The sequence below is a fragment of the Glaciecola sp. 2405UD65-10 genome, from assembly GCF_048820975.1.
Lineage (GTDB): Bacteria > Pseudomonadota > Gammaproteobacteria > Enterobacterales > Alteromonadaceae > Glaciecola.
This window is the reverse complement of the sequence record NZ_JBMEUF010000001.1, coordinates 657,675-679,779: the sequence shown is the minus strand read 5'-3', so window position 1 is coordinate 679,779 and position 22,105 is coordinate 657,675. Positions and strand designations below refer to the sequence as shown.

The window sequence follows — 22,105 nt, the reverse complement described above, 5'->3', positions numbered from 1 at the left end:
ATTTACCCTAGCGTTGTTACGCGCTAGGAGTAGTCATGGGTGCACTAGTTGTTGTTTTTGCGTTAGCTAGGGCTGCAGTATTACCGCTGGTAACATAAGCGGCTCTATTCTCATTAGGCATCGGCTTAACCGCTTCACTTTCTTGAGGCATTTCAACTGATTCAGGATTAGTCATAGGGTGAGAAACGAAGCGCATGCTTTCATACGTTTGTTTCTCATCAGAAGCACTGATTCCTTTACTTGCCTTTGCTTTAGTCGCTTTTGGCTTTTTAACTGGCGTTGGAGCTTTAACTTCTGGAGCCGTTTCTGTAGGGGCTTTAGCTTCGCTTTCACTTGCTTCGCTAGTAGCAACAGGCTCAACTAATTCCTTAGTCGTTTCTACCTTTTGTTCTACTTGCTTTTCTGGCTTAGCGCTAGATTCTTTAGTTTCCACAGCTGTTTCCGCTTTAACAGGTTCAGCTTCACTTGCTTGAGTATCAGAGCCAAGTTCAATTTCAGCCTGTAAAGGGGTAGATTCATCATTGTTTTCTTGCTGTTTGCTTACTTCAGCGTCAAACATTAATTCTACTTGATGAGCTTCATCTTGTGGGCTTTGCTTACGCTTTTGGCCCGCTGCTCTTACGTGGCGAGCCGAACGTCTGCCGCGTGTGCGAGGCTTAGAGTCTTCATCTTCACTGGTCGGTTGAGATTCTGCTGACTCGTCTAACTCATCGATTTTAGCTTCCGTCTTAAGGTCAGGCTTTGTTGAATCAGATTTTTCTGGCTTAACTTCAGCTTTCACTTCAGGGTTAACATCCTGTGACTCAGTTGCCTGATTTTCGACTTTAGATACTTCTAACTCATCACTTTTAGCTTCTTGAATTGGCGCAACACGTGGTTGCTCTATTTCGTTCACTACAGTGTTTACTTGGTCTTTTTGCGCATCAGGTTTAGTCGTTTTAGATTCAGTACTAGGTGCTTGTTCAACCTTGTCCTTAATAGCCTTTGTTTCTTTCGCTACGGCATTATCATCAGCTACGCGAACACTGTTGCGAGCCGGTCTGCGATTTCTACGTTGCTGAGGCTTTTTGTTTACAGGAGCTTTAGGTTTGTCATTCGCTTTAGATTCTACCGCTTTTTCTTTAACTTGTTCAGTCGCTACTGCGTCAGTTGTATTAGCGTTTTTATCTGCACGGTTTTCTTGGTTCGGACGATTTCGCTTATTGTTTCTAGAGCGATTATTACGTTCGTTGCGCTCGCCTGACTTTTCGCTTCTTTCACCTGTACGATCATTTCTATCTTTTCTATCGTTGCGATTATTTCTGCGTTTATTGGTATTATGCTTACGAACTGGCTTTTTAGGTTCAGGCTTCTCTGGCTCTGGTGGAGTAAATAATCCAGAAATCCAAGCACCTAATTTGCTTAGTAAACCAGCTTCTTTGGCTTCTTCTTTCACTACCGGAGTCGCAGGTGTAGGAGCCGGAGCTTGACCAGGTGCAGACATACCTTGTAGAACTGGCTCTTCACGCTTAGCTACTTTTGCAGCAGGAGTATCAGCTGCTGTTTCTTGTTCCGCCACTAATTCTAACTTGTAACTATAGTCAGTTACTACTTCAGCCGCTTTACGACGAAGTATTTGAAACTTAGGCGTTTCTAGGTTTGGATTAGGGATAACAAGTAAATTAACTTTATGATTGGCTTCTAATTTCTGAATAGCAGGGCGCTTTTCATTTAATAAGTAAGTGGCTACAGAAACAGGCATTTGTGCTTCAATTTGCCCTGTATTATCTTTAATACACTCTTCTTCCATTATACGTAGAATAGACAGTGCCAATGACTCTATGCCGCGAATAGTACCGTGGCCGTCGCAACGTGGGCAAACGTTATGAGCAGACTCGCCTAACGATGGACGTAAACGCTGGCGCGACATCTCTAGCAAACCAAAACGAGATATTTTACCTAATTGGATACGGGCTCTATCAGAGCGTACAGCATCCTTCATGCGGTTTTCAACTTCACGCTGATGTTTAACCGGTGACATGTCAATAAAGTCAATAACTACCAAACCGCCTAAATCTCGCAATCTAAGTTGGCGTGCAATTTCGTCAGCCGCCTCTAAGTTTGTATTATATGCTGTTTCTTCAATGTCTCCGCCTTTCGTGGCGCGAGCACTGTTTATATCAATTGATGTTAAGGCTTCGGTAGGGTCAATCACAATTGAACCACCTGATGGAAGCCTTACTTCACGCTGGAAAGCTGACTCAATTTGAGATTCAATTTGGTAATGTGAAAATAAAGGTACGTCACCCGTGTATTGCTTAACACGGCTTACGAAATCAGGGCGAACCAATTGAACATGTTGCAGTGCTTTATCAAAAATTGCTTTGTTATCAATAAGTATTTCACCTACATCACGGCGTAAATAATCACGAATAGCTCTTACAATAACGTTGCTTTCTTGGTGAATTAAGAAAGGGGCTGGTTTGCTTTCAGCAGCTTGAGAGATTGCTTCCCAGTGGTGAATCAATACCCCTAAATCCCATTTAAGTTCTTCAGAAGATTTTCCAACACCAGCAGTACGGACGATTAGCCCCATACCATGCGGTAGACTTAGCTCACTAAGTGCCGCTTTTAGTTCAGTTCTTTCTTCACCCTCAATTCTTCGTGATATACCACCTGCACGAGGGTTGTTTGGCATTAACACTAAATAACTACCGGCTAAAGAAACGAAAGTTGTTAATGCAGCACCTTTTTGACCACGTTCTTCTTTATCAATCTGAACGATGACTTCGGTGCCTTCTTTTATTACTTCTTTAATATTTGGACGACCGTCGTATTTGTAGTCTTTCGGGAAGTAGGTTTTAGCAATTTCTTTGAGGGGGAGGAAACCGTGGCGGTCAGCGCCGTAGTCAACAAAAGCGGCTTCTAAGCTTGGCTCAACTCGGGTGATTGTGCCCTTGTATATGTTCGCCTTTTTTTGTTCGTGTCCTGGGCTTTCTATATCTAGATCGTAGAGTTTTTGGCCATCTACTAAGGCTACGCGCAACTCTTCTTGCTGAGTTGCGTTGATTAACATTCTTTTCATATTTTAATAGCTCTGTTTATATACAGATCTATCAGCAAACAAGCATAACAGAGACTCACGCCTGTGCAGTGAATAATCTATTTCGCGACAACTTATCACGGCTAAATTGTAGATTTATCTTAATGACCTAATTGTTTCTAACTAGGGTTTTTGTTTTGTTTGCTGCTAATTCTGTATAATTTTGTTTGGTGTACTACGCCAATTTTTTGTCATCATTTAGTCATATTTCGATATGACGTAGTTCACAGTAAATTCATTTTTACAAGAAGATGCCTTCATCAAAAGTCACTGTTAAAAGTGCTCAACACGCTATGAAACTGTAGTTCTGTGTCAACACATTAGGTGATTGATTATAAGAGCTGAACTAAATATAAGACGTCCATCTTATTTATCAGCATGCCTAAAGCGTAAACAGTTACTGCATTTACAGAAATTTGGAGGGCAAAATTATATACTTTAAATATTGTAAAGCACTGGCTCTACAACAACTTGATTTGTCTAAATTTTAGGGAACAAACGGTTCTCTTAAAGCTACAAATAAGTATAAAATTGCCACTCTCCAAACAAATGCATTGCATTATTTCGTAGAGCGTTTCCTTGCAAGTCGTGATATTATCACAACTAATTTGACAGGCATACAACATTCATGCCCAAACATCTAAAATAACTCAGGAATTTATGTTTAATGGCGAATGATTTCGACCAAGTGCAATTTCTCACTATAACCGAAGATAATCATCTACAAAGAATTGATAACTTTTTAATTAGCAAAATGAAAGGCGTACCAAAAAGTAAAATTTATAGAATTTTAAGAAAGGGTGAAGTGCGGGTAAATAAAAAACGCATTAAGCCTGATTATAAATTACAGACTGATGATCAGGTTCGAGTTCCGCCCATTAGATTAGAAGAAGCAAAAGAACCTGTTTTAAATGCGCAAAAACTTGATTACCTACTGCAAGCTATAATTTATGAAGATGACCGTGTTCTAATTGTCAATAAACCTTCTGGTATGGCTGTTCATGGTGGAAGTGGTTTGCATTACGGTTTGATTGAAGCTTTACGTGCTTTACGCCCAAATAGTCCATTTTTAGAATTAGTACATAGGTTAGACCGAGATACCTCTGGGTGTATAATAATTGCAAAAAAACGCTCCGCACTACGGCATTTACATGAGCAATTACGTGAAAATGTAATGGACAAAACATATCATGCGCTGGTGAAAGGGGCTTGGCCCATAAAACGCAATAAGGTAACGGCGCGTTTGCAAAAAAATCAGCTGCAAAGTGGAGAACGCATGGTATTTGCCGATCCTGAAGGAAAGCAAAGTGAAACACATTTTTCTTGTTTAGCGCATTTTGAACATTCAACCTTAATGCAGGCAAAACCAATTACTGGGCGAACGCATCAAATTAGGGTTCATTGCCAATACGCTGGACACCCTATAGCAAACGATTCAAAATACGGTGATGAAGCCTTTACCAAGCAAATTAAAAATATGGGCTGTAAACGCTTATTCTTACATGCGAAAAGTATTGAATTCAATCATCCTGCAAATGACAAACGAGTTAAGTTTGAAGCGCCTTATGATGAAGCCCTCCAACAATTAGTGAATAAATTACATGCCCAAAATTAGTCATATTATATTTGACTGGGATGGCACGCTTATGGATTCGACTGACAAAATTGTACGTTGTATGCAAGAAGCCGCTATTCGCAGTAATTTACCTATTCCAACACCTTTGCAAGTCAAACAAATTATCGGTATTAGTTTGTTACCCGCGATTGAAATATTGTTCTCAATTGATGTCAAAGAGGCAATTGTTGTGCGCGACCACTACAAAAGTGCATTTTTAGAGCAAGATACAGTGGCATGTAATTTATTTGAAGGCGCTCATGAAACTCTTTTAGCATTGTCAGAGTATTACACACTAGCGGTAGCCACGGGCAAGGCTCGACGCGGTCTTACACGCGCTTTACAAAATTCTAATAGTGCACATTATTTTGATAAAACTCGCTGTGCTGACGATGACAACGTTATGTCAAAGCCACACCCGAGCATGCTTAATCAACTACTTGATGAGTGGGGAATTACTCCTGCGCAAGCAATTATGGTAGGTGATACAACTCATGATTTAAAAATGGCGGCGGCAATTGATATGCCACGCATAGCCGTTTCGTATGGAGCGCACAATGTTAATGAACTTGCGCAATATGCACCTGTAGCAATAATAGATAAACTACCGGCACTTTTTGATATAGTGCGGAAAAATTTTAAATGACTGGATGATTAATCATCCCACAATAAAGAAGTATGTGTATGACAAACCAAATAGAGAGCGATTATCACACAATTTTAGGGCAAATTTCAGCCTTAACATTTAATGAAAAAGATATAATCGCAAATATGGCAAATATTAGTGCCGTATTGTTTAATAGTTTAGAAGAAGTAAATTGGTCGGGCTTCTATCTTCTTAAAGATGATCAGTTAGTTTTAGGTCCTTTTCAAGGTCAACCCGCATGTATTCGTATTCCAATGGGAAAGGGCGTTTGCGGAAGTGCAGCAGAAGCACGTAAAACATTAGTGATTGAAGACGTACATCAATTTGAAGGGCATATTGCTTGTGATTCAGCTTCAAATTCGGAAATTGTTATTCCAATTATAAAAAATGACCAATTAATTGGTGTGTTGGATATTGATAGCCCTTTATTTTCAAGATTTAGCAATAATGATGCTGTGAATTTAAATAAGGTTGTCGATATATTAGTCAATGGCATGGAATAATGTAAGATGAAACACTTCATAGATATCCACACAATCCTTTCTACACCAGAGGATATGGACGATTTGCACGATGACCCTGAGCAAGCGAGTGAAAAGCTCAATATGGTTCTGCATATGGTTTATGACCAACTCCATGAAGACATAAATGCCGAAGATGCAGAAAAAATACTTTCGTTTGTGTGGGAACATTGGCACCAAGATAAGTATTTATCGGATATTGAGGTTGACGATTTAGTTGATTGGGTGGATCATCTAGTGAATAATTGGGATAATGAAGCCCTAAACGATATTGAATAAAGAGAAGTAAGCGCAGTTAATGGAACAAGCTAAACTAACCAACCAAAAAGATACATTGGTATTTTTACAAAAAGAATACCCTAAATGCTTTGTCGCGAACGGAAAAGTAAAACCGCTTAAAATTGGTATATTCCAAGATTTAGCGAAAGATTTGGAAGACAAAGATATTGTTAGCAAGCGCTTGTTACGCATGAGTTTGCGTCATTATACAAGTAGTTGGCGATATTTAGCCTCTGTTAAGGAAGGTGTGCCTAGAATTAACCTACTTGGTGAAGACGGTGATAAAGTTGAACTTCAACACGCTGAGCATGCTGCAGAGCAGTTAAAAGAAAGCAAAGCTAAAGCCGCTAAAATTAAAGAAGCTAAAAACAAAGAGCAGGGTATAACTGAGCCAAGTAAACATAAAGGCTATAGCGGCAAGGGTGCAAACAACAGCACTGAAAGAGCACCATCTAAGCGCAATAAGTCGTTCCCCACCAGAAAGAAAACTAACTCAGGCTCTAATAACGGTGCAAAACCAGCCGCGGTCGAGATTAAAGTAAAAGAGAATATTTCGGATACGGATCTCAAGTTAGGTACAAACGCACTTATCAAATTAGGTAAAGAACCTATGCCAGTAACGATCACTGATATTGGTAAAGATGGTATTTCTGTGCAACTAAAATCAGGTATGACAGTCAGAGTTCAACAAGAGCAGCTATATAAGATTCCTTAAATATTACTAATAGCTGCATTATTGATAGTTTTATCGACCTTAGTGGGCCGGTTTCACATTACGCAGGTGAAGATGAATAAGTTAATGGCAAAAAAGATTCAAGATAATACTTTAATGACTAAACGTATTACCCCAATTAAAGCAATTATGCTCAGTGCGCTAGTTTTCTCAACAAGTGTATTGGCAGAAGTTGTTACTGAACCTTTGGTTTTGCCAGATTTGGTGCAAGAAAAACAACATTCGATTTCCGCTAAAAGAATTTCTGATTATTTTACACGTGCTCACTACAAAAAAATAAAAATTGATGATGCGCTATCAATACAGGTTTTTGAACGCTATTTAGATACGCTAGATGGCAGTAAGCATTTTTTCTTACAAAGTGACATTGATGCATTTCAAAAGTACGCAAAGAAATTTGATGAGGCGATTAAGTTAGGTGATTTGGATGTGGCATATAACATCTACGAAGCCAACTTAGAGCGAAGAAAAGAACGTTTTGAATTTGCACTCACGCAATTAAAAAATGAATTCGATTTTGAAAAAGCCGGCGATAAATTTTATTACGATAGAGAAGACGCTGTTTGGCCTGCAACAACATCTGAATTGGATGAGCTGTGGCGTCAAAGAGTAAAGTACGATGTACTTAACTTAGTTATTGCTGAAAAAACACAAGAAGAAGCAAAGGAATTACTGGAAAAGCGTTATACACGCGCAATTAGAAGATTGACCCAAACTAAAAGCGAAGATGTTTTTCAAACGGTTATGAACGCTTTTGCGCATAGCATAGAAGCTCACACTAGTTACTTGTCTCCTCGCAATACTGAACGTTTTCAAATGGACATGAATTTGTCTTTAGAAGGAATCGGCGCTGTTTTACGCCCCGATGAAGACTTCACTGTTATTGTTAGCTTAGTGCCAGGCGGGCCTGCTGATAAAACAGGGCAAATAAAGCCTGATGATAAAATTGTAGGTGTTGCACAAGAGGGCGAAGAAGAATTTGTTGACGTAGTTGGATGGCGTTTAGATGACGTAGTTGAACTAATCAAAGGTCCTAAAGGCTCTAAGGTTCGCTTGCAGGTTCAAAAAGGCAGTGCAAGTTCTGCAATTAATATTGTAGAGGTTACGCGTGACAAAATTAAGCTTGAAGACCGCCAAGCAAAAGCAGAAGTATACACGCCTAACTCAGGTGATTATGCTGGCAAAAAGCTAGGGGTTATTGAGATTCCGTCGTTTTATCACAAGCTACATATTGACGTGATTAAGTTAATCAACGAATTAAAAGCCGATGAAATCGAAGGTTTAATTGTTGATTTACGTGGCAATGGTGGTGGTAGTTTACCTGAAGCCATCGCCTTAAGTGGTCTATTTATCGACAAAGGCCCTGTTGTGCAAATTCGCTATGAAAGCGGCCGAATTGACGTAGAAAAAAACAATGACGGTATCATTCATTACAACGGTCCGTTAACCATAATGGTAGACCGTTATAGCGCATCAGCCAGTGAGATTTTTGCCGCGGCTATGCAAGATTTTAATCGCGGTATAGTAATTGGCGAACAAACCTTTGGTAAAGGGACTGTTCAGCAACATCGTGGTTTAGGTCGAGTTTATGACTTTTTTGAAAATCCACTAGGCGCGGTTCAGTTTACCACTGGTAAGTTTTATAGAATTAATGGTGGAAGCACTCAGCACTTAGGCGTGAAGCCTGATATTTTGTATCCGTCGGCAATTGACCCTGCCGAGTGGGGCGAAAGTAGCGAAGAAACTGCGCTTCCATGGGATAGTATTAAACGCGCACAATACACTACGTTCCAAGATAACTCACAAATAATAGCTGCACTCAACGAAAAGCACATAGCTCGAGCTAAGCAAGACCCTGAGTTTCAATATATCTTTTCAGACATTGAAGAATATAATAAGAAGAAGGATCAGAAATTCATTTCCTTAGTTGCATCTGAGCGTTTAGCTGAGAAAACTGAAATTGAAGCTAAGCAATTAAACAGAGTGAATGAAAGACTATCTCGTTTAGGTTTAGAGAAGTTAAGCTCACTAGAAGACGACTTACCTGAAGCTTTGGATGATATAGACCCATTTCTAGCAGAGGCGGCTAACATAACATTTGATATGATAAATAGCTCAAGTTATGCCTTAAACAGGGTAGCAAGCGAGCAATAATATACAGCTTGTAAAAGTCGTGATACTTTAGCCAATAAACAAAGCCACATAGTTGTGGCTTTGTAACATTATAATAAAAATAAAAAGAGGTTGTTATGAGTGCACGAGGTCAATTTTCCTCGAAGCTTGGTTTTGTTCTTGCCGCGGCAGGTTCAGCTGTTGGCTTGGGCAATATATGGGGATTCCCTACTAAAGTAGCTGAGAATGGTGGGGCCGCATTTGTTGCCATGTACCTCGTTATGGCATTTTTATTAGCATATCCAGTACTGATGGCTGAACTGATAATTGGCCGGGCAAAACGTGCCAATATGATTGACGCCCTTAAACAAATTTCGGGGAGTAAATGGGGGACTTTTACTGGCAGCATAGGTGCAGTAACCGTAATTCTCATATTAGCTTTCTATAGCATCGTAGCTGGTTGGATGATTTCCTATCTGCTTGATTCGCTAGCCAGTGTTGCATCTATTGAACTTGCTTGGCTTACCGCCGATTCAATTGCACGCAATCTTATCTTTATGGCTTTATTCTTAAGCTTAACCTGCATAGTGGTAATTGGTGGTGTGAGTAACGGCATCGAAAGATGGTCGGTGCGTTTAATGCCTACTCTTCTTATTTTGATTGCTTGCTTGATTATTTATGTAAGTACTTTAGATGGTGCTATTGATGGTTGGAAAGCCTTTTTAATTCCAAATGTGTCAAGCGTACTTGATGCAGGCCTAATGATTGATGCAATGGGGCAAGCGTTTTTCTCTATGTCTTTAGGGGTAGGCACCATGCTTGTTTATGGTTCGTATGTTCAAAAACATGAGAATTTACCCAAATTAGGTGCCTCAGTGGCATTGGTTGATATTGGTGTGGCTGTATTAGCGGGCATGTTAATCATCCCAGCTATGTATGTTGCTTTAGCCAACGGCGTACAAATATTTAACGGTGACGAATTGATATCGGGGCCCGATCTTATCTTTCAGGTTCTTCCTTCATTATTTAGCTCAATGGGTTACATTGGCACGATTGTTTCATTTGGATTTTTTGCTTTAATGGTTATTGCATCACTGACTTCATCTATTTCTATGCTTGAAGTGCCTGTGGCTTACTTGGTAGATAGCAAAGGTATAAAGCGTACAAAAGCAACCATTCTGCTCTCTGTTATTGTATTTTTTATTAGTTCTATCATTGTACTGAACTTTGAGCAATTGTTTGGTTTAGTCATTACGATTACTACAGAATATAGCCAGCCGCTACTAGGCTTAGTACTTTGTATTTTTGCCGGGTGGGTATGGAAGCGAGATCAAATCTTAACGGAATTAAAAAACGGCAATGAAGACACCGAGTCTAGCCTGTTTTGGAAAATTTGGCCGTGGTATGTAAAGTTTGTTTGCCCCGTGGTTATTGCGCTTATGTTTTACAGATCGGTAATATAAAATGACGGAACAAAAAATAATTAAACAGCCTACTTTAGTAGATGCCCTTATTCCCATTATTACGTTAATTGTGATGATGTTCAGTGCGGTTGTACTTTTTGGGGCAGACTCTTCTTTTGGTCCCAATCAAATTGCCTTATTAATTGGTATGTTTTTAGCTGCGGCAATTGGTCTTAAAAACGGTCATACTTGGAAAGACATTGAAAAGGGCATGGTTAAAGGCATTTCAATGTCCTTAGGCGCTTGCTTGATTCTGTTAGCGGTGGGTTCGTTAATTGGTACTTGGATGTTAGCTGGCACTGTTCCTACACTTATCTATTATGGTCTTTCGCTACTGAGCCCTAGTTTATTTTATGCAGCTAGTTGCGCTATTTGTGCGGTAGTAGCCATGAGTATTGGTAGTAGCTGGACTACTGCTGCTACCATAGGTGTTGCGCTTATTGGCGTAGCTACCGGCATGGATTTATCTCTACCTATCACCGCAGGCGCAATAGTGTCGGGCGCATATTTTGGTGACAAATTAAGCCCATTGTCTGAAACGACTAATTTAGCTCCAGCAATTGCCGGCACAGACCTTTTTGAACATATCAAATATATGCTTTGGACAACGGTTCCAAGTTTTTTAATTGCTATGGTGCTATTTGTTATTCTTGGTTTTCAAGAAGACGCTGCTAGTTCTGCAGAGCGCATCATTCAAATGCAAGAAGTACTTTCTCTTGAGTTTAATATAGCTTGGTACACACTTATTCCTTTGTTCGTTTTACTGTTTCTAGCAATTAATAAAATGCCGGCGTTTCCGGCCGTTGCAATAGGCGCTATTTTAGGTGGTGTTTGGGCACTTCTTTTTCAATCTGAACTAGTAATGGGTATGCTAACTACTGAACATTCCGATTTTATAACCAGTCTAATGGTTGTTTGGACAGCACTATTTGATGGGGTAAGCTTCTCAACTCCTGATGACAATCTTAATTCATTATTAAGCCGAGGCGGTATGTCGAGTATGCTGAATACTATTTGGCTAATAATTTGTGCGATGTCTTTTGGCGCGGTGTTGGAAAAAGTGGGTTTATTAACGGCCATTGTATCAGCTTGCTTGAAAGGCGCACATAGCGCTGGTGACATGGTTAGCAGAACTATATTAACTTGCATAGGTACTAATTTAGTAACCGCAGACCAGTACATTTCAATTGTAATGCCTGGAAGAATGTATAAAGAAGAATTTAAAAAGCGTAATTTACATCAATTGAATCTTTCAAGAAGCTTAGAAGATGGTGGAACAATTACCTCGCCACTTATTCCATGGAATACCTGCGGTGCATATATGCACGGTGTATTAGGAGTGCATCCTTTTGCTTATATATTTTATGCTTTCTTCAACCTTATTAATCCTATACTTGCCATTATCTATGCTTACGCTGGAATTAAAATACTTCGCTTAGAGCCCCCAAAAGTGGTAATTAAAGACAACTAACAGACAATGGGTTTAGCTTATGTATTAAGCTAAACTTTCTTTAAAAGGTGACCGTTATGAGCACAAGTTCCCTAAGTAAAAAACGACTAGACTATAAAGCATCTACACATCTAATTAGCCAAGTAAACCTTCAATTCGATTTAAGCCTCAATGAAACACTTGTTTCAAACACCATGCAGATATCACGCAATAAAAGTAACGCATCACGCTTATTTTTAGATGGTGAAAACCTAAACCTTGTGTCAGCGAGCATTGATGGGAATTTACTATCCGAAAATACCGATTACGAATTACTTGAAAATGGTTTATGTATTTATTGCGACTTGGAGAATTTCGAACTCACTATAAAAACGAGTATTGACCCGCAAAATAACACGAGCCTAGAAGGCTTGTATTACTCAAATAAAGCATTTTGCACGCAATGTGAAGCGGAAGGGTTTCGAAAAATCAGCTATTTTTTAGACCGTCCCGACGTATTATCAATATACACGGTGGCAATTACTAGTAATGATCCTAGCTTAACGTATCTTCTTAGCAATGGTAATTTAATTAGCGATTCAGGTATGGTAAACGGAAAACGTACATGTGTATGGCATGATCCTCACCCTAAACCAGCCTACTTATTTGCTTTAGTGGCAGGGCATTTTGACCGTCTTGAAGATGAATACACCACACTATCAGGTAAAAACGTTAAGCTTGAGTTATTTGTAGATGAAGGGCGTCTTGACCAAGGTCAGCATGCGCTCGATTCATTGAAGAAAGCCATGAAGTGGGATGAAGAAACCTATTCATTAGAATATGACTTGGATATTTATATGGTGGTAGCTGTAGATTTCTTCAACATGGGCGCAATGGAAAATAAAGGTTTAAATGTATTTAATTCTAAATATGTCCTCGCAAATTCCAATACCGCTACCGACACTGATTATTTTAATATTGAATCAATTATTGCTCATGAATATTTTCATAACTGGACTGGCAATAGAGTAACTTGTCGAGATTGGTTTCAATTAAGCTTAAAAGAAGGCTTAACCGTTTTTCGAGACCAACAATTCTCTGCTGACATGTTTAGTTATTTGAGCACGCGTATTTCACAAGTAAAGGTAATGCAAGAGCATCAATTTGCTGAAGATGCTAGCCCTATGAGCCACCCGATACGCCCAGATGAAGTAATGGAAATGAATAATTTCTACACCGTTACAGTTTACGATAAAGGCGCCGAGGTTATTCGAATGCTACATACTTTGCTAGGCCCTTCAGGCTTTAAGCGTGGCATGGATTTATATTTCTCGCGCCATGACGGTTGTGCAGTAACGTGTGACGATTTCGTAAGCGCAATGCAAGATGCAAATAGCACGGATCTTAGTCATTTTAAACGCTGGTATTCTCAATCGGGGACGCCTCAAGTTAGCGTTAAGCAAACTATTGATGTCCATGGGAATACCTTATTAAACTTTACCCAAACGCTGGCACCTACTGCCGATCAAGCAATTAAAGAGTTGATGTACATTCCTATTAAGCTTGAGTGCTTCAGTGAGAATGGAGATAAGTTAAACACGGGCCTAGAAAATGACACCCTAATATTAACAGAACAAGAACATACTATTGTTCTAAAAGGGCTTGATTCACGTGTTTCACCGTCGTTATTACAAGATTTTTCAGCGCCTGTTATTGTGCATTATGATTATTCGAATACTGACCTAATTAATATTATTGAAAATACTGATAACGATTACGCCAAGTGGGATGCTTATCAAAGATTTTTCTATGCACAATTTAAATTGATGTACGCTCGCTTAAAAGAAATCGGCGATGTGGAATCATCTGTTGATGTTACAAGCATTAAAGAAAGCGTTGCTGTAATGGCGCAAGTTTTAACTACTTTGAAGCTTGATAAATCAGTTTTAGCAGCTTTACTGGCTATACCTAGTGTTGAGTCTTGTATGGCTCATGTTAAAAACGTAGAACCGCAAATTATCATTAAAGCGCATGATGCATTATCACTCATTATAGCCGATGCCTTAAGTCCAGCCTGTAAAAACCTTTACCATGAGAATATAAATTCCGACTCTTATCGTTACGAAAAAGAGCAAGTGAATCAACGTGCGCTAAAATCGGCATGTTTACATATTTTAGCAAGAAGCAATTTTGAGAATGTAAGTGCGCTAATAAAAAACCAATATGATAGCTGCGACAATATGACGGATAAAATTTCAGCCTTACAAGCAGCGCAGATTGTAAGTGACTTTTATTGCGATAAGATTTTCAATGAACTTATGATATCGTTTGAGTCTCAGTTTAACACTGACGCAGTGGTTATGGATAAATGGTTTTCTATGCACGCAACGAGCAGGCGCCACGATATTTTGTCACAACTTGATTTATTACAATCACATCAACATTTCTCAAACAAAAATCCAAATAAAGTGCGCGCATTGGTAGGTTCATTTGCTTTTTATAATACACAGGGCTTTCATGCCGAAGATGGTAGCGGCTACAAATATTTAAGCGATTATTTAATTGAGTTAGATAAAATCAATCCTCAAGTTGCTTCTCGTTTAATAACTCCTTTAATACAACTTGACCAATATGGTGAGCAAACGCGCGAATTAATGACTCGCCAACTTGAGCGAATCTTTGCGCAGGAAAAGCTTAGCAAAGACTTATTTGAAAAAATAAGTAAGTGTTTAGTGAGAAACTAAGCATTTACTGGTTTTATTAGTATGCCAAACAAACATTTTATCTTTTCCGTCAATTTGACATATTCACAATGTGAAGAGCTTTATTTACAAGCTGTGAAATATTTAATTGTTACGTCAATTGACGGAAAACGAATTCAATTACCCAAACAGAATATGCGTAAATTTTTAAGTCCATCAGGTTTGAAAGGGCATTTTAAAATGGAAATTGACGATAAACACAAAATTGTCTCTATTGATGTAATAAAGTAACGGTTAACAAACTATTTACCTGTGCAATTTTTCATCAATTAGTAAAGTTTTGCTTTTAAAACAGTATATTTATAGCGATATTAGCAGTACTGGTACGATTTGTTCTTGCGATCAAGCGCAAATGATGTAATCATTTTGTTAATTTAAAATATACGAAGCGTGTTTTCGTGTTAACGATTAGTTTGAAGAAGGTAAACTCATGACAATAAAGCCTAGCGCATACAACAAGACCTCCATCGCAATAGGTGTTGCTGCTGTTTTAGCGGCTACCTCGCACAGCGCAAGTGCTGCCGACTGGACATTTGGTGATTTACAAGTAAATTTGGATTCAACATTTACGTTGTCTACTAGTATAAGAACTGAAGAAAGAGACATGAACTTAATTGGCCATAGTAACCAAAGCAATTTTAATTGGTCTGGGTACAACGCGGCTACGAATACTATATATCCAAGTGCTGATGTTTGGGCTTTAGCCGATGGTGCATACTCTACAAACGGCGACTTAGGTAATTTAAGTCATGATCCAGGCGAAGCTTTTTCTACACAAATTTCTGGCCTACACGAATTAGATGTTCGTTATGGTGATTTTGGTTTGTTTGCTCGTGGTTACTATTTTTATGATTTCGAGATGTCAGATAACGATAGAGATTGGGCGAACCCTATCACCGGCGTTACAGTTGATCCATGTCGAGATGACAAAGCGACAGAACAATTATGTAGAGACGTTCGTTTATTAGACTTCTTTGTTTACTACGATTTTTACGCCGGTGACATGCCTGTTAGCATCCGTTTGGGTGATCAAGTAGTCAGTTGGGGTGAAAGCACGTTTATTCAGCACGGTATTAATACAACAAACCCTGTCGATGTTCCTCGTGCTCGTACTCCTGGCGCAGAACTTAAAGAAGTGTTTATTCCAGTAGGCATGGTTTATGGTTCAATTGGTTTAACCGATACAATTGGCCTTGAAGCATACTACCAATACGAATATGAGCGTTCTTTATTGCCGGTTGCTGGAAGCTACTTTGCAAATAACGACTTTGGTGGTGAAGGCGGTTCGTTTAACTTAGTGCAATTAGGCTTTACCGGTAACCCTGACATTGATGCAGACACATTACTTAGCCAATTAAACGGCATTGGTGATGCGTTGCGTAATGGACAAATTTCTCCAGCTGATGCCGGAGCGGCTTATTTAGCCTACCCAACAAAAGTGGCTGTAAGAGACGTAAGCGGTGAAGCTCACGATGAAGCCAGTGATTCTGGCCAATACGGTGTTAAGTTATCATGGTTTGCTCAAGAACTTAATGACACTGAATTTGGCTTTTATCATATTAACTATCATTCTACACGTCCTGTGGTATCAGGTGTCACTTCCGACTTTACCGCTGCAGGTATTGGTGCAGACTTAGGTTTAATTGCTAGCACAACAATTACTCGTGATAATTTAACTGACTTAGGTGCATTCACGAAGTCTCGTTTTGCATATCCTGAAGATATTAAATTGTATGGCGTAAGCTTTAACACCACCGTAGGTGAAACAGCACTTGCTGGTGAGTTCGCTTATAGACAAGACGAACCTTTGCAAATTGATGACGTTGAATTATTGTACATGGGTATGCCTGAGCAACTAGCTAACGCCGGTTTGCGTCCTGATTTCGAAGGTATTTCACAACTAAATAATATAGGCCGCGATGTAGGGCCTGGTGAAACAGCTGAAGGCTTCTTGTTGTCGGATACTTGGCAAGCGCAAATGACCGCGTCACACGTGTTTGGCCCGAAATTTGGTACAGATAATTTAATATTATTGGGTGAAGCCGGTTATGTTAAGATTGTTGATATGCCAGACCCTGATGTAATTCGTTTAAATGCACCTGGCACGGCAAGAACGCCATCGTTAGAGCCTGTTGTTGACGAATTCGGCGATATCATTAGTGATAGAGCAGGCTTGCATGCAGGTTTGTCTGATGGACCAGAAACTAATCCATTTGGGACGGGAAGTGCTTGGGGTTATCGTTTATTAGCTATTGCTGATTACAATAACGTATTTGCAGGCATGAATTTACGCGTAAGAGGAACATTTGCACACGACGTTAGAGGAACTACACCAGATCCTTTATTTCTTTTCTTAGAAGATAGAAAATCAGCCAACCTTGGCATGACCTTTGACTACTTAAGTAAATGGTCGTTTAGTGCTTCATACAGTGCGTTTTGGGGTGGAATAGGCACAACAAATGCCTTGTCTGATCGTGATTTTGTATCTTTCAACATCAAATATGCTATTTAAGGACGTATCTATGATGAATAAATTTGGTATTGTTGCAGCAAGTATCGCTATTGCGCTTACTAGCCAGTCAACGTTTGCAAAAGTGTCTGAAGAGGAAGCCGCTAAACTTGGACAAAGTTTAACTCCACTTGGTGCCGAAAAAGCCGGTAATGCAGATAACAGTATTCCTGCATGGACGGGTGGTATTACAAGTGCTCCTGCTGGCTATTCTAAAGGTGATTTTCACATTGATCCTTTTCCAGAAGACAAAGTTTTATTTACTATTACCGGTGGCAACTACAAAGAGTACTCGGAATTTTTAAGTGATGGGCAAAAGAAACTTTTCGAAGCATACCCTGATACTTATCAAATGCCGGTGTATCAATCGCGTAGAACAGCGTCAAACCCTCAAGAGGTTTACGATGCGACGAAAAAGAACGCGCTTAATGCTGACTTATTAGAAGGCGGAAACGGTCTAAAGGGTGCTACGCTTGGGATTCCATTCCCAATTCCTAAAACAGGTATAGAAGCAATATGGAATCATACTTTACGTTATCGCGGTGAGTCTGTTGAGCGCAAGGGTGGTCAAGCAGCTGTAACAGCAGGTGGTGATTATAACGTTATAGGCTTCAATGAACAGTTAATGATTAAATATGCTGAACCTGATATGACACCGGAAAAGCTCACTGAAGACAACATTCTTTTTATGTTTAAACAGTCAGTTACCAAGCCAGCTAGATTAGCCGGCACTGCCTTACTCGTGCATGAAACTGTTGATCAAGTAAAGCAACCTCGTCAAGCATGGACCTACAACACTGGTCAACGCCGAGTTCGCAGAGCACCAAACATTGCGTATGATGCACCGGGTACTCAAGCTGACGGATTGCGTACTACCGATGATTTTGATATGTTTAACGGCTCTCCAAATCGTTACAATTGGGAGCTAAAAGGTAAGCAAGAAATGTATATTGCTTACAATAACTACGCGTTACATAGTGATAAAGTTGAATATGAAGATATTCTTCATACAGGGCATGTAAACCCAGCACTAACTCGTTATGAAAAACACAGAGTTTGGGTGGTTGAAGCGACGCTTAAAGAAGAGTTCCGCCATGTATATCAAAAGCGTGTATTTTATATAGACGAAGATAGCTGGCAAGTACATGTAGCTGATATGTATGACAATCGTGGTGATTTGTACCGAGTGGCCATTGCCCATGGGGTAAACTACTATGACGTACCAACGCATTGGTCAACGCTTGATGTTTATCATGACCTAAATTCACGTCGTTACTTGGCAATTGGTTTAGATAATGAAGAATCAATGTATGACTTCTCTATCAAAATGGATGACAGAGACTTTACGCCACAAGCCTTAAGACGAGAAGGCAAACGTTAATCGCAGAAACGGCTGGCAGTGCCAGCCGTTTTTTTTTACCGAGAGTGATATTGAGTGAAATTAAAATTTATAGCTGTATTCGCAAGCATTGCTTGTTTCCATTCTGCTAATATTCAAGCAATTCAATTAGACGGGTCGTTTGAAGCACCGCTAGTTGAAAGTTCTTTGTTGCTAGACGCTACCACGAGCGAAAACAGTATAGTCGTAGGTGAGCGCGGTCATATTTTATTGGCCCCCAAAGACGCTTTAGATTTTGTGCAAAAACAATCGCCTGTTAAAACGACTCTAACCGCAGTGACTAGCCTTAATAACACTGTTTGGGCCGTTGGTCATGATGCTACAATTCTTAAATCTTCAGATGCAGGCCAAACTTGGACCATTATTCAGCAAGATCCCGACTTAGATAGACCTTTACTAGATGTTCATTTTTTTGATGAAAGTGAAGGTATTGCAGTAGGTGCATATGGTTTATTTTATCGCAGTATTGATGGCGGAGAATCTTGGGTTCAAGAAAGCCATGCATCGGTGCTATCGCAAGACGATATTAGTTACTTAGATTCAATCAAAGATGATGAAGAGTTTTATCTTGAAGAGCTATCTTTTATTTCTCCCCATTTTAATCGGTTAAGTGAAGCCAATGGCAACTTGTACGTGGCAGGTGAAGCCGGTTTAGTAGCTTTAAGTCAAGACCGAGGCAACACATGGAAGCGCTTAGATATTGATTATTATGGTTCTTTCTTTGATGTGAAAGAAATTCAAAACGGATTAACGTTAGCTGTAGGTCTGCGTGGTAATATTTTCTTATTACAAGAAAGTAGTTGGAAGCGTATTGAAAGCTGCGTAACCACGACCCTAAACTCAATAGAAGTGCAGGGTGAAAAGCTTTACGTTGCGGGCAATAATGGTGTGTTGCTTAGCGTAGATCCATCTAAACTTAACAGGGATGAACAAGGGAAATCAAACTCTGAAGGCTGTAAAGCGCAAGTATCGATTAAAAAGGTCGATACAGGGCTATCCGATGCAATCTTAACACTGCTCTTTGTAAATGAAACCGTAACCGCTATCACAGCTGGTGGTCTTAAATCTGTGAACGTGGAATTATAATAATGAATGCATTAGTCGATTTTTTTGAAAAATTAATTTTCCGTAACCGTATGGCGGTTATTTTTATTTTCTTGTTAAGTACTATTTATTTAGTATTTCAAGCTTCTCAGCTCAAGCTAGATGCTGGCTTTACCAAAAACATTCCTTTGAACCACGAGTACATGCAAACGTACATGAAGCACAAAGAAAACTTCGGTGGTGCGAATAATATTCTAGTATCGGTGTGTGATACACAAGGTACTATTTTCAATCAACACTTCTTTGATACGCTAAAAGATGTGCATGACCAATTGTTTTTCATTAACGGAATAGACCGGTCTTTAGTGGTATCACTGTTTGCCCCTTCAACACGTTTCACCGAAATCGTTGAGGGTGGTTTTTCTGGCGGCCCGGTAATACCTGCTGATTTTGATTCATCGAACCCCAGTGCGCTTCAAGCTGTTAGAAAAAATATTGATAAAGCGGGTATCGTTGGTAGACAAGTTTCCAACGACTTTAAATGTGCAATGGTTACCGCGCAGCTGCTTGATATTAATCCAGAAACAGGTGAGCCATTAGATACGCTTACAATTGCCGCTGAATTAGAGGAGCAATTACGTGGCAAGTTTGAGAATGATAAAATAAGCATTCATATTATTGGCTTTGCTAAAATGATTGGTGACGTTGCTAACGGCGCTAAAGATGTAGTTGTCTTTTTTGGAATAGCCATAGCCATTACTGCCATTATGGTATTTTTCTTCAGCCGTTCAATTATGCTCACTATTTTACCTATTGCTTGTTCAATTGTGGCGGTAGCTTGGCAGTTAGGTTTATTGACACTGTTTGGTTTCGGTATGGATCCAATGTCAATACTTGTTCCATTTTTGGTATTTGCGATTGGTGTTAGCCATGGTGTGCAAATGATCAATGCGGTAGGTAAAAAGGCAGCCCAAGGCATTGATGTTAAAGTTGCTGCTCAACATGCTTTTAGAACACTTTTAGTACCTGGTGGCGTAGCGCTTTTGTCTGACACAATAGGCTTTATGACCTTACTGGTAATCGATATAGGTATCATTAAGGAGTTAGCTATAACTGCAAGTATGGGTGTAGCCGTAATTATACTCACTAATTTGATTTTACTACCTGTTTTGATGTCATACGTTAAGTTACCAACTAAACATAAAGAAAAATATAATCAATCATCTAAAATGGATGCTGTATGGGAAAAAGTTGCCGCATGTGCATCCCCAAAAGTGGCAATTGTTATTTCTGTGCTTACTTTAGCCTTGTTTACTTGGGGACATTTCCAGGCGAAAAACCTTAAGATTGGAGATTTACACGCAGGAGCTCCGGCTTTACATGAGGAATCGAGATACAACCAAGATACGTTTTTAATTACCGACAAGTATGAGATAACGGTCGATTATATTTCACTTATTATTGAAACTTCTCCGGAAGCTTGTACGAGTTTCGATGTAATGAGTGCTATAGACGAATTCCAGTGGAAAATGCAGAACGTTCCTGGTGTCCAGTCAGCTATATCATTAGCCTCGGTAGCGAAAAAAGTTAACGCTGGATACAACGAAGGTAACCCTAAGTGGCAAGTGCTTCCGCGTAATCAATCAACTATGGTTCAAGCAGTGTCACGCGTTCCTACATCTTCTGGACTATTGAACGGTGATTGTTCAGTTATGCCCATTATTTTGTTTATGGAAGATCACAAAGCGGAAACTATTTCCGATGTGGTTAAGGCTGTTAAAGAGCTTCGCGACGAATATCAAACAGATGATTTATCTATTCGCTTAGCATCAGGTCCTGTAGGAGTAATGGCGGCAACCAACGAAGCGGTAGACGCTTCACAAGACCCAATGCTTTACTACGTTTTTGGCGCGGTAATATTGTTATGTTTGCTGAGCTTTAAATCGCTTCGCGCAACATTGTCTGTTGTTATTCCTTTGTATGTGGTTTCGGTATTGGCGCAGGCCCTAATGACTTACCTACAAATTGGTTTAACGGTATCAACCTTGCCAGTTATAGCGCTAGGTGTGGGTATTGGGGTTGATTATGGCATTTATATACTATCAACCATGGCCCAGCGTCTACGCGAAGGCGAGGATGTTAAACAAGCTTATATCGCCGCCCTTAAAGAGCGGGGTAGTGCAGTGTTATTTACAGGTATTACATTAGCTATAGGGGTGAGTACTTGGGTATTCTCTAGTCTGAAATTCCAAATGGATATGGGAATATTGCTTACCTTTATGTTCTTAGTAAATATGTTAGGGGCGATTATCGTTTTACCGGCTATTGCTAGGATGTTATGGTTCAAACGTGGCAAAAATTAATTTTGCGTAGTTATGACAAAAAAGGCCGTTAAGGCCTTTTTTTTATGCAAAATATTGTAATGCTTATTCAGTTTGTAAAAATAAGGTTAATATTCACTGGTAAACCCTTAATTTTTTTAGCAAAATGCCGTTATAGATAAGGCAGATT

Annotated in this window: 15 protein-coding genes; 14 read left to right on the top strand and 1 reads right to left on the bottom strand. The window is 39.5% G+C overall.

Features of this window, described 5'->3' with window-relative positions; genetic code table 11:
* Positions 1-16 precede the first annotated feature (16 nt).
* Positions 17-3,055 carry a ribonuclease E gene (gene rne / locus ACOI22_RS02990; RefSeq protein WP_420672303.1) on the bottom strand — a complete coding sequence of 1,013 codons (3,039 nt, stop codon included), beginning with the start codon at positions 3,053-3,055 and terminating at the stop codon, positions 17-19.
* Positions 3,056-3,749: 694 nt separating this feature from the next.
* Here rne and rluC point away from each other — a divergent pair.
* The 14 genes from rluC to ACOI22_RS02920 all read left to right on the top strand — a co-directional run bounded on the left by rluC (position 3,750) and on the right by ACOI22_RS02920 (position 21,957).
* The gene (gene rluC, locus ACOI22_RS02985; RefSeq protein WP_420670054.1) at positions 3,750-4,697 is read left to right on the top strand and encodes a 23S rRNA pseudouridine(955/2504/2580) synthase RluC; all 948 of its coding nucleotides are present in this window, start codon (positions 3,750-3,752) and stop codon (positions 4,695-4,697) included.
* Positions 4,684-5,343, top strand: a complete 660-nt coding sequence (locus tag ACOI22_RS02980) for an HAD family hydrolase (RefSeq protein WP_420670052.1) — start codon at positions 4,684-4,686, stop codon at positions 5,341-5,343. The genes rluC and ACOI22_RS02980 overlap by 14 nt, the downstream gene beginning before the upstream one ends.
* 38 nt (positions 5,344-5,381) lie before the next feature.
* Entirely contained in the window at positions 5,382-5,846 is a 465-nt protein-coding gene (locus ACOI22_RS02975; protein ID WP_420670050.1) for a GAF domain-containing protein, read from the top strand.
* A 6-nt stretch (positions 5,847-5,852) separates the two neighbouring features.
* Positions 5,853-6,143: a hypothetical protein gene (locus ACOI22_RS02970; RefSeq protein WP_420670048.1), complete on the top strand. Its 291-nt coding sequence runs from the start codon at positions 5,853-5,855 to the stop codon at positions 6,141-6,143.
* Between the two features lie 19 nt (positions 6,144-6,162).
* Positions 6,163-6,858, top strand: coding sequence for an RNA chaperone ProQ (proQ, locus tag ACOI22_RS02965; RefSeq protein ID WP_420670046.1), 696 nt, complete (start codon positions 6,163-6,165; stop codon positions 6,856-6,858).
* 114 nt (positions 6,859-6,972) lie between these two features.
* Positions 6,973-9,030 (top strand): carboxy terminal-processing peptidase, encoded by a 2,058-nt coding sequence (gene prc / locus ACOI22_RS02960; protein ID WP_420672302.1) that lies wholly within the window; start codon positions 6,973-6,975, stop codon positions 9,028-9,030.
* Positions 9,031-9,125: 95 nt separating this feature from the next.
* The gene (locus tag ACOI22_RS02955) at positions 9,126-10,451 is read left to right on the top strand and encodes a sodium-dependent transporter (protein ID WP_420670044.1); all 1,326 of its coding nucleotides are present in this window, start codon (positions 9,126-9,128) and stop codon (positions 10,449-10,451) included.
* Position 10,452: 1 nt separating this feature from the next.
* The gene (nhaC, locus tag ACOI22_RS02950; protein ID WP_420670042.1) at positions 10,453-11,922 is read left to right on the top strand and encodes a Na+/H+ antiporter NhaC; all 1,470 of its coding nucleotides are present in this window, start codon (positions 10,453-10,455) and stop codon (positions 11,920-11,922) included.
* Positions 11,923-11,978: 56 nt separating this feature from the next.
* Positions 11,979-14,624 carry an aminopeptidase N gene (pepN, locus tag ACOI22_RS02945; RefSeq protein WP_420670040.1) on the top strand — a complete coding sequence of 882 codons (2,646 nt, stop codon included), beginning with the start codon at positions 11,979-11,981 and terminating at the stop codon, positions 14,622-14,624.
* Between the two features lie 21 nt (positions 14,625-14,645).
* A complete protein-coding gene (locus tag ACOI22_RS02940) occupies positions 14,646-14,873 on the top strand; it encodes a DUF2835 family protein (RefSeq protein ID WP_420670038.1) in 228 nt (75 codons plus the stop codon).
* Between the two features lie 199 nt (positions 14,874-15,072).
* Positions 15,073-17,154 carry a DUF1302 domain-containing protein gene (locus tag ACOI22_RS02935; protein ID WP_420670036.1) on the top strand — a complete coding sequence of 694 codons (2,082 nt, stop codon included), beginning with the start codon at positions 15,073-15,075 and terminating at the stop codon, positions 17,152-17,154.
* 10 nt (positions 17,155-17,164) lie between these two features.
* A complete protein-coding gene (locus tag ACOI22_RS02930) occupies positions 17,165-18,532 on the top strand; it encodes a DUF1329 domain-containing protein (protein WP_420670034.1) in 1,368 nt (455 codons plus the stop codon).
* 54 nt (positions 18,533-18,586) lie between these two features.
* A complete protein-coding gene (locus ACOI22_RS02925) occupies positions 18,587-19,636 on the top strand; it encodes a WD40/YVTN/BNR-like repeat-containing protein (protein ID WP_420670032.1) in 1,050 nt (349 codons plus the stop codon).
* A 2-nt stretch (positions 19,637-19,638) separates the two neighbouring features.
* Positions 19,639-21,957: an efflux RND transporter permease subunit gene (locus ACOI22_RS02920; RefSeq protein ID WP_420670030.1), complete on the top strand. Its 2,319-nt coding sequence runs from the start codon at positions 19,639-19,641 to the stop codon at positions 21,955-21,957.
* Positions 21,958-22,105: the final 148 nt, after the last annotated feature.

Bases quoted from the DNA above. Each gene is read 5' to 3' on its own strand.
- ACOI22_RS02980 (WP_420670052.1), top strand. From the start codon at position 4,684: ATGCCCAAAATTAGTCATATTATATTTGACTGGGATGGCACGCTTATG.
- ACOI22_RS02940 (WP_420670038.1), top strand. From the start codon at position 14,646: ATGCCAAACAAACATTTTATCTTTTCCGTCAATTTGACATATTCACAA.
- ACOI22_RS02975 (WP_420670050.1), top strand. From the start codon at position 5,382: ATGACAAACCAAATAGAGAGCGATTATCACACAATTTTAGGGCAAATT.
- ACOI22_RS02955 (WP_420670044.1), top strand. From the start codon at position 9,126: ATGAGTGCACGAGGTCAATTTTCCTCGAAGCTTGGTTTTGTTCTTGCC.
- ACOI22_RS02920 (WP_420670030.1), top strand. From the start codon at position 19,639: ATGAATGCATTAGTCGATTTTTTTGAAAAATTAATTTTCCGTAACCGT.
- rne (WP_420672303.1), bottom strand. From the start codon at position 3,055: ATGTTAATCAACGCAACTCAGCAAGAAGAGTTGCGCGTAGCCTTAGTA.
- rluC (WP_420670054.1), top strand. From the start codon at position 3,750: ATGGCGAATGATTTCGACCAAGTGCAATTTCTCACTATAACCGAAGAT.
- pepN (WP_420670040.1), top strand. From the start codon at position 11,979: ATGAGCACAAGTTCCCTAAGTAAAAAACGACTAGACTATAAAGCATCT.
- ACOI22_RS02930 (WP_420670034.1), top strand. From the start codon at position 17,165: ATGATGAATAAATTTGGTATTGTTGCAGCAAGTATCGCTATTGCGCTT.
- ACOI22_RS02935 (WP_420670036.1), top strand. From the start codon at position 15,073: ATGACAATAAAGCCTAGCGCATACAACAAGACCTCCATCGCAATAGGT.
- prc (WP_420672302.1), top strand. From the start codon at position 6,973: ATGACTAAACGTATTACCCCAATTAAAGCAATTATGCTCAGTGCGCTA.
- proQ (WP_420670046.1), top strand. From the start codon at position 6,163: ATGGAACAAGCTAAACTAACCAACCAAAAAGATACATTGGTATTTTTA.
- nhaC (WP_420670042.1), top strand. From the start codon at position 10,453: ATGACGGAACAAAAAATAATTAAACAGCCTACTTTAGTAGATGCCCTT.
- ACOI22_RS02970 (WP_420670048.1), top strand. From the start codon at position 5,853: ATGAAACACTTCATAGATATCCACACAATCCTTTCTACACCAGAGGAT.